Genomic DNA, 7,934 nt, shown 5'->3' with positions numbered 1-7,934 from the left:
ACGCCGTGACCACCTCCCCCCACCCGCCCGCGCAGGGCTCGATCCTGAAGCAGCCGCTCGCTGTGTGGGCCGTCGCGTTCGCCGCGGTCATCGCCTTCATGGGCATCGGGCTCGTCGACCCGATCCTCCCGGCCATCGCCGAGAGCCTGCACGCGACACCGACCGAGACCTCGCTGCTGTTCACGAGCTACCTCGTCATCACCGGCGTCGTGATGTTCTTCACCAGCTGGCTCTCGAGCCGCATCGGAGCCAAGAAGACGCTGATGATCGGCCTGGTGCTGATCGTGGTGTTCGCCGCGCTCGCCGGCACGGCGGGCAGCGTCGAGGGCGTCATCGGCTTCCGCGCCGGCTGGGGCTTCGGCAATGCGCTCTTCATCTCGACCGCGCTCTCGACCATCGTCGGTGCGGCGAGCGGAGGCTCCTCCGCGGCGATCGTGCTCTACGAGGCCGCGCTGGGCATCGGCATCGCCGTCGGCCCGCTGCTCGGCGGGCTCCTCGGCAGCGTCTCGTGGCGCGGTCCGTTCTTCGGCACCGCCGTGCTGATGGCCGTCGGCTTCATCGCCATCGCGACGCTGCTGCACGAGGACGGTCCGAAGCCGACCCCCACCCCGCTGTCGGCGCCGTTCGCCGCCCTGAAGGTGCCGGCGATCCGCACGCTGGCCGCAGCAGCCCTCTTCTACAACATCGGCTTCTTCGTCCTGCTGGCCTACACGCCCTACCCGCTGGGCCTGGATGAGATGGGCCTGGGCTTCACCTTCTTCGGCTGGGGCCTGGGCGTCGCGATCACCTCGGTGTTCGTCGCTCCGCTGCTCACCTCTCGCCTGCCGCGGACCGTGGTGCTGCGCTCGGTGCTGGTACTGCTCGCGCTCGACCTTGTGGCCGGTGGGCTCGCGATCTCGTCGCGGGTCGGACTGATCGCCTGCATCATCGTCGGCGGGCTGTTGCTCGGTGTGGTCAACACGGTGCTGACCGAGTGCGTCATGGAGGCGACCGACCTGCCTCGCTCCGTCGCCTCCTCCGCCTACTCGGGCGTCCGCTTCCTCGGCGGCGCGATCGCCCCGCCCGCCGCCTCCGCCCTGGCCGCCGCGATCTCGCCGGCCTTCCCGATGTACGCCGCGGCCGGAGCAGTGGCGGTCGCCGCGCTGATCGTTCTGCTCGGCCGACGCACCCTGGCACGCGCCGACGCCCACGAGGCCGAGCCGGAGCTCGTCGAGGCGCAGGCCATCACGCTGGGCGAGTAGCCGTTCAGCACGTCGGCCGGGAGCGGCCCTCAGCCACCATCGTGCGCGAGGGCCGCTCCCGGCTGCCGTCGTGCAGGAGTCAGACGCCCGCCAGCTGCGGGTAGACCGCCTCGAAGGGCGCGGTCAGCCCGGACTTCACCTGGCGGCTCGTCTCGTCCGCCAGCACCTCGAAGGCGCCCGCCTCGAGACCGTCGTAGGCCTGGCCGACGACGTCGACCGGGCTCGCCTTCGGGCCCTCGGCGCCCGCGGCCATCGGAGTGTCGATGTAGCCGACGTGGAGGCCGAGCACGTGGACCCCCTGCGGAGCGAGCTCCAGGCGGAGCGAGTTCGTCGCCGACCACAGGGCCGCCTTCGACGCGCTGTAACCGCCGGCGACCGCGTACCAGCTGAGGGCCGAGTGGACGTCGATGATCGCAGCGCCCTCGGCCGCCGACAGGCGCGGCGCGAACGCCGTCGCGAGCAGCACGGGACCGAAGAAGTTCGTCTCCATCACGTCGCGCAACTCCTGGGCCGAGAGCTCGAGCAGGCTGTGGCTCGCTCCCGAGACACCCGCGTTGTTGATCAGCACGGTGACGTCCTGCGCAGCCTCGACGGCCGCGGCGATCGACTCCGCGTCGTTCACGTCGAGCACGAGCGGAACGATGCGCTCGTCGCCCCACTCCTTCGGGCGACGAGCGGCGGCGTAGACCTTCGACGCACCGCGCGCGAGCGCCTGGGCGACGAACTCGGACCCGAGGCCTCCGTTCGCTCCGGTGACGAGGACGACGGCTCCGTGGAGTGATGTCATGGTGGGGACTCCCGTTCTGCGGGCCGCGGCGATCGCGGCCTCTCCATCGGGCAACACCATCCTGGTGAGTAGGAATTCCCAACTGACCCGATCAGGCGCAGGACGCGCCGGAGTGGAGACCCCGTGACGACCCCCGCCATCACTCCCCGGGACTGTCCCATCGCGTCGGGACTCGAGGTGCTCGGCGAGCGGTGGAGTCTGCTGGTGCTGCGAGAGATCGCGTTCGGCGAGCGTCGATTCGACCGCATCCAGGCCTTCACCGGCGCACCCCGCGACGTGCTGACGGCGAGGCTGCGCAGCCTCGAAGAGCACGGCGTGATCGAACGCGTGGCCTACTCCGACCGCCCGCCGCGCTTCGAGTACCGCTTCACCGAGGCGGGCCGCGACGCCGTGCCGGTGCTGATCGCTCTCGCTGCCTGGGGCGAGCGCTGGGCGTGCGCCCCCTCGGCCCGGCAGCCCTACGAGCACCGCTGCGGGGCCCGCCTGGATCCGCAGCTGCACTGTGCCGAGTGCGGCGAGCGGATGGACGCCGACTCGGTCTCGCTCGCCCCCTGAGCGGCGTCCCGGGAGCGGCACCCCGGGAGCGGCCGTCCGGGACAGCGGCGTCAGCGCGCGCCTCCTCGACCAGCCAGTCCAGCGCCTCCTCAGTGAGCGGGCTGCCCGGGAACACCGCGAGGCGCCCGAGCGGCATCGAGCCGAGCAGCGCGGCCATGCCGGGGTCGGTGACGGCCGCGCCGAGCGCTCCGTCTCCGGAGCTGAGAACCTGCCGGAGCCGCGCGCCGGCCAGCGGATGCGCCAGCCATTCGGCGACGGTCGAGGACGCCGTCAGCGGAAGGGCGAGCGCGTCGCCCTCCACCTCGGCCCGCACGCTCTGTCGGAGGTCGCGGCTGGAGGCGCCGACCTCGATCGTGTACTCGCCGCCCTCGACCACCCAGCGGCCGGCGCCGGGGTGGAAGTACGCGAGCTCCTCGCGCGGGACGTCGAGGACGACCTCGGCCGCGCCTCCGGCCGGGATGTCGACGACGGTGAACGCGGCGAGCGCCCTGACCGCCCGCGGGATCGCGGAGCCCGGGAGCCCCGTGTAGACCTGCACCACCTCGCGCCCGTCCCGCCCGCCCTCGTTCGAGACCTCGAGCCGCACCCGGAGCCCGCCCTCGCGCTGCTCGACCACCAGCCCGTGGTACTCGAAGCGGGTGTACGAGAGTCCGTGGCCGAACGGGAACGCGACCTCGGCGGCACGCGCGTCGTAGCCGCGGTAGCCGACGAACACGTCCTCGCCGTAGCGCACGTGCCCGAAGGCGCCGGGGAATCCGAGGTGTGCAGGGCTGTCCTCGAGCCGCAGCGGGATCGTCTCGGTGAGCCGACCGGAGGGGTTCACCGCGCCGGTCAGGACGTCGGCTATCGCGCCTCCACCCGCCTGGCCGAGCAGCCAGCCCTCGACGATCGCCGGCACCCGGTCGTGCCAACCGGAGGTGCGGACGACTCCGCCGTTGGAGAGCACGACCACCGCGCGCGGAGTGCGCTCCAGCACGGCGTCGAGCAGCAGGATCTGCTCGGCGGGGAGCTCCAAGTGAGTGCGGTCGAAGCCCTCGGACTCCTCCTGGGCGGGCAGCCCGAGGAACAGCACGACCGTGTCGGCGTCGGCGGCCGCCGCCACCGCCTCCTCCCGCAGCGCGGCGGCATCGCCGGAGCCGTCGGTCGTGAAGCCGGGGGCGAACACCATCCGCTCGCCGAGAGTCCCGCGCAGGGCGTCGAGGGCGGAGTCGAGGCGGGTCGGCACGATCTGCGAGCTGCCCGCTCCCTGGTATCGCGGCGTCCGCGCGAACTCGCCGATCACGGCGACACTCCCCCGCGGTGCGAGGGGCAGCACGGCGTCGTCGTTCTTGAGGAGCACCACCGCGCGCGACGCGACCTCGCGGGCGAGCTCGTGGTGCGCCTCCTGATCGACCGCCCCGGCCAGGCCCGCGCCCGCGGCGACGCGGTCGAGCAGCTCGAGGGTGCGGCGGGCGGCGGTGGTCACGTGCGCCTCGTCCAGCTCGCCGGAGCGCACGGCCGCGACGAGACGCGCGGGGTTGCGGCCTCCGCTCGAGGGCATCTCGAGGTCGAGCCCTGCGGCGACTCCCGCGACCCGGTCGTCGACGGCACCCCAGTCCGACACGACGAGGCCCTCGAAGCCCCACTCCTCGCGCAGCACGCTCGTCAGCAGCCAGGGGTTCTCGGAGGCGAGCACGCCGTTGATCCGGTTGTACGAGCACATCACGGTCCACGGCTGCTGCTCGGTGACCACGCGCTGGAACGCGCGCAAGTAGATCTCGCGCAGGGGCCGCTCGTCGACATCGGCGCTGACACGGAGGCGGTCGGTCTCCTGATTGTTCGCGGCGAAGTGCTTGAGCGAGGCGCCGACTCCGCGGCTCTGCACGCCCCCGACGAGAGCGGAGCCCAGCACGCCGCTGACGAGCGGATCCTCGGAGAAGTACTCGAAGTTGCGCCCGCACAGCGGTGAACGCTTGATGTTGATGCCCGGCCCGAGGAGGACGCCGACGCCGAGGGCACTGGCCTCGTCGCCGAGCGCGACGCCGACCCGGCGGGCGAGGTCGACGTCCCAGGTGGAGCCGAGCGCGACGGCGGGCGGGAAGCAGGTCGCGGGCTCGCTGTCGTCCAGGCCGAGGTGGTCGCCTCCTGTGCGCTGCAGACGCACGCCGTGCGGGCCGTCCGTGAGGGTGATCGAGGGGATGCCCAGGCGCTCGACGGCCGGGGTCGTCCAGAAGCTGTGGCCGCTGGTGAGGGCGGCCCGCTCCTCGAGGGTGAGGTCGTCAAGGTGGTCGGCGTGGGTCATGCTGCGCTCCGATCATCCGTGCTCCGGTGCCACGGCTCCGAAAACCGTACATCGAACGGGTTAAGTGGCGCCAGAGTCGGCCCTCTGCCTGCCCTACCATCAGAGGCATGCCTCAGCGCGGACCGTATGCCCGGGGGATCGCGCGACGCCAGGAGATCCTGAGAGTGGCGCTCGACGTGTTCGCGCGCGAGGGCTACCGCGGCACCTCCCTCCGCGAGGTGGCGCGGCTGAACGGGGTGAGCCTGCCCGGGCTGATGCACTACTTCGACTCGAAGGAGCACCTGCTCACCGCGATCCTCGAGAAGCGCGACGAGATCGACTCCACCGAGCTCGCCACCGCGACCGATGCGATCGACGGGCTGGTGGCGGTCATGCGCCACAACCGCGACGTCCCGGGGCTCGTGCAGCTGCACCTCACCCTCGCGGCCGCGGCGGAGGATCCGGAGCACCCGGCGCACCCACACTTCACCGGCCGGATCGAGGTCATCCGCGGACAGCTGGCGGAGGCGATCCGCGCGCGCATCGCCGACGGGTCGGCCCGCGCCGACCTCGACCCGGAGCAGGCCGCGCGGCTGCTGATCGCGGCCGCCGACGGCATCCAGATCCAGTGGGCGCTCGACCGCTCCCTCGACATGGCGGCGGACCTCGAAGCGCTGTGGCGCTCCCTGGCACGCTGACCGCCCGCTGCGCCCGATCGAGCACCGGCCGCCGCCGCGCCTGCGATCACGACGATCCCGGCAGGGCTCGCGCGGCGGTCGCACGGGGCGCCCGCCGCGACCACCCTCACGGCAGGAGGTGCTTGACGTTCGATCGCGCGAGGGCGATCGCCTCGCCCGCTCCACCGTTCATCACGATCTTCGACATGGCGAGCGCGAAGCCCTTCACCTGCGCGCCGGTCACGGTCGGCGGCAGCGACAGGGCGAGCGGATCGGTCACCACGTCGACGAGGACCGGGCCGTCCTCGGCGAGCGCCTCGCGCAGCGCGCCCTCGACCTCGCGCGGGTCCTCGACGCGGATCCCGCGGATCCCGACCGCCTCGGCGACTTTCGCGTAATCGACCATCGGCACATCCACTCCGAAGTCGGGGAACCCGTCGACCAGCATCTCGACCTTGACCAGGCCGAGCGTGGAGTTGTTGAACACCACGATGGTGACCGGGAGGCGGTACGCCGCCACCGTCACGAGCTCGCCCATCAGCATCGCGAGCCCACCGTCGCCGCTGAGCGACACGACCTGCCGACCGGGGTGCGAGAGCTGCGCGCCGACCGCTTGCGGCAGAGCGTTGGCCATCGATCCGTGCAGGTACGAGCCGATCAGGCGGCGGCGGCCGTTCGGAGTGATGTACCGGGCCTGCCAGACATTGCCCATCCCGGTGTCGGCGGTGACGATCGCGTCGTCCGCGAGCAGCCCATCGAGGGTGGAGGCGACGAGCTCGGGGTGGATCGGGCGGCGCTTCTCGACCTCGGTGTAGGCGCCGACCACTCCCGTCACCAGCTTCTCGTGCTTCTTCAGTGTCTTGTCGAGGAAGCGGTGGTCCTTGCGGTGCACGAGCGGCATCAGCGCCCGGAGCGTCGCGGCGACGTCTCCGTGCACCGGATGCGCGACGCTCACCCGGCGGCCGAGCTTGGACGCGTCGGTGTCGACCTGCGCGATCACGACCTCGGAGGCGTCGGGCAGGAACTGCTCATAGGGGAAGTCGGTGCCGAGCAGCACCAGCAGGTCGGCGTCGTGGATGCCGGCGTGCGCCGCGCCGTAGCCCAACAGCCCGGTCATGCCGACGTCGTACGGGTTGTCGTGCTGGATCCACTCCTTGCCGCGCAGGCTGTGACCCACGGGGGCGCCGACCAACTCGGCGAAGGCGACGACCTCGTCATGGGCGTTCCGCACGCGCGCCGGCGAAGACCGCGACCGTCCTCGCCTCGTCGATCGCGGCGGCGAGCGCCCGCACATCGCCCTCGTCCGGGACGAGCACGGGAGGCGACGGCAGCACGAACGCGGGGAACTCACCGACCGCGTCGAACTCGGCGACGTCGCCCGGGAGAGTGACCACGGCCACTCCGCTCAGGGCCACTGCGCTGCGCATCGCCGCGTTCACCACGCGGGGCGCCTGCGCGGCGGTCGAGACCAGCTCGCGGTAGTTCGAGCACTCGACGAAGAGGCGGTCGGGGTGGGTCTCCTGGAAGTAGGAGGAGCCGATCTCGCCGCTCGGGATGTGGCTGGCGATGGCGAGCACGGGAGCGCCGGAGCGGTGCGCGTCGTAGAGGCCGTTGATCAGGTGCAGGTTGCCCGGGCCGCAACTCCCCGCGCACACGGCGAGCCGGCCGGTGAGTTGCGCCTCTGCACCCGCGGCGAAGGCGGCCGCCTCCTCGTTGCGCACGTGGATCCAGTCGATGCCCCCCTTCTCGGAGCCGCCGCTGCGCCGCACCGCATCGACGATCGGATTCAGCGAGTCTCCGACGATCCCGTAGATCCGGGAGACACCTGCGTCGATGAGCTGGGCGATGAGCTGGTCCGCGACCGTCTTCTGAGCCATGCCTCCATTCGATCGGACCATGCTGGACGTCCGCCGCTCCCCCGCGGCCTCAGCGGCCCGTGCTGTGTGCCGTTATAGGGCTGCGTCATCGGGCTGCGTGCGTCAACGGGCGCTCCACGTGCGCGATCGAGGCCGAGAGGCGCGCTGAGCCGGCGCCGAGCGCGAGTGCCGCGACTCAGCCTCGCTCGCGGGCAGGGAACAGCCGTAGCAGCAGGCCGGAGCCGATCCAGACGGCGGCGATCCCCGCGACGAGCCACGAGGCTCCGAACCCGGAGGCGGCACCCGCCAGTGCCGCGCCGACGGCCGCGGCGGCCGAGCGCAGACCCGCGCCGATCGTGAACACCTGCGAGCGGACAGCGGCGGGGCTCTCCTGATCGCGCAGCAGCAGCATCGCCGCGTTCGAGGGTGCTGTGAAGACGCCGCGACCGCGAAGGCGGCGACCGCGACGACGATGCCGAGGTCGGGCACCGCCACGAGCAGCACGGCGCCGGTCGCGACGTAGGCCGCGCCCATCCGGTCCAGGCGGGCGGACGCTGG

Annotated in this window: 5 protein-coding genes and 2 pseudogenes; 3 read left to right on the top strand and 4 right to left on the bottom strand. The window is 72.4% G+C overall.

Features of this window, described 5'->3' with window-relative positions; genetic code table 11:
• Positions 1–5 precede the first annotated feature (5 nt).
• A complete protein-coding gene (locus ACH61_RS12810; RefSeq protein WP_068212606.1) occupies positions 6–1,241 on the top strand; it encodes an MFS transporter in 1,236 nt (411 codons plus the stop codon).
• 79 nt (positions 1,242–1,320) lie between these two features.
• Here the strand turns inward: ACH61_RS12810 and ACH61_RS12805 are convergent, their stop codons facing one another.
• Positions 1,321–2,028 carry an SDR family oxidoreductase gene (locus ACH61_RS12805; RefSeq protein ID WP_068212609.1) on the bottom strand — a complete coding sequence of 236 codons (708 nt, stop codon included), beginning with the start codon at positions 2,026–2,028 and terminating at the stop codon, positions 1,321–1,323.
• Between the two features lie 123 nt (positions 2,029–2,151).
• On the opposite strand from ACH61_RS12805, the pseudogene ACH61_RS18515 reads away from it, so the two are divergent.
• Positions 2,152–2,403, top strand: a pseudogene (locus ACH61_RS18515) (winged helix-turn-helix transcriptional regulator); the annotation flags it as partial.
• Here the strand turns inward: ACH61_RS18515 and ACH61_RS12800 are convergent.
• Entirely contained in the window at positions 2,396–4,864 is a 2,469-nt protein-coding gene (locus ACH61_RS12800) for a glycoside hydrolase family 3 C-terminal domain-containing protein (RefSeq protein ID WP_068212602.1), read from the bottom strand. The pseudogene ACH61_RS18515 and the gene ACH61_RS12800 overlap by 8 nt on opposite strands.
• Before the next feature lie 107 nt (positions 4,865–4,971).
• On the opposite strand from ACH61_RS12800, the gene ACH61_RS12795 reads away from it, so the two are divergent.
• A complete protein-coding gene (locus ACH61_RS12795) occupies positions 4,972–5,541 on the top strand; it encodes a TetR/AcrR family transcriptional regulator (protein ID WP_068212599.1) in 570 nt (189 codons plus the stop codon).
• A 106-nt stretch (positions 5,542–5,647) separates the two neighbouring features.
• Here the strand turns inward: ACH61_RS12795 and ACH61_RS12790 are convergent.
• Positions 5,648–7,397: pseudogene (locus tag ACH61_RS12790) on the bottom strand (pyruvate dehydrogenase).
• A 175-nt stretch (positions 7,398–7,572) separates the two neighbouring features.
• The gene (locus ACH61_RS12785; protein WP_068212596.1) at positions 7,573–7,788 is read right to left on the bottom strand and encodes a hypothetical protein; all 216 of its coding nucleotides are present in this window, start codon (positions 7,786–7,788) and stop codon (positions 7,573–7,575) included.
• Between the last annotated feature and the right edge of the window lie 146 nt (positions 7,789–7,934).

It is taken from the genome of Rathayibacter tanaceti (genome assembly GCF_001634385.1).
Classification (GTDB): Bacteria; Actinomycetota; Actinomycetes; order Actinomycetales; family Microbacteriaceae; genus Rathayibacter; species Rathayibacter tanaceti.
Note: the sequence above shows the minus strand (reverse complement) of the source record. Positions and strands in the feature narration are given on the sequence as shown.

Excerpts from the sequence above, each read along its gene's own strand:
- ACH61_RS12785 (WP_068212596.1), bottom strand. The coding sequence starts at position 7,788 with ATGCTGCTGCTGCGCGATCAGGAGAGCCCCGCCGCTGTCCGCTCGCAG.
- ACH61_RS12800 (WP_068212602.1), bottom strand. The coding sequence starts at position 4,864 with ATGACCCACGCCGACCACCTTGACGACCTCACCCTCGAGGAGCGGGCC.
- ACH61_RS12805 (WP_068212609.1), bottom strand. The coding sequence starts at position 2,028 with ATGACATCACTCCACGGAGCCGTCGTCCTCGTCACCGGAGCGAACGGA.
- ACH61_RS12795 (WP_068212599.1), top strand. The coding sequence starts at position 4,972 with ATGCCTCAGCGCGGACCGTATGCCCGGGGGATCGCGCGACGCCAGGAG.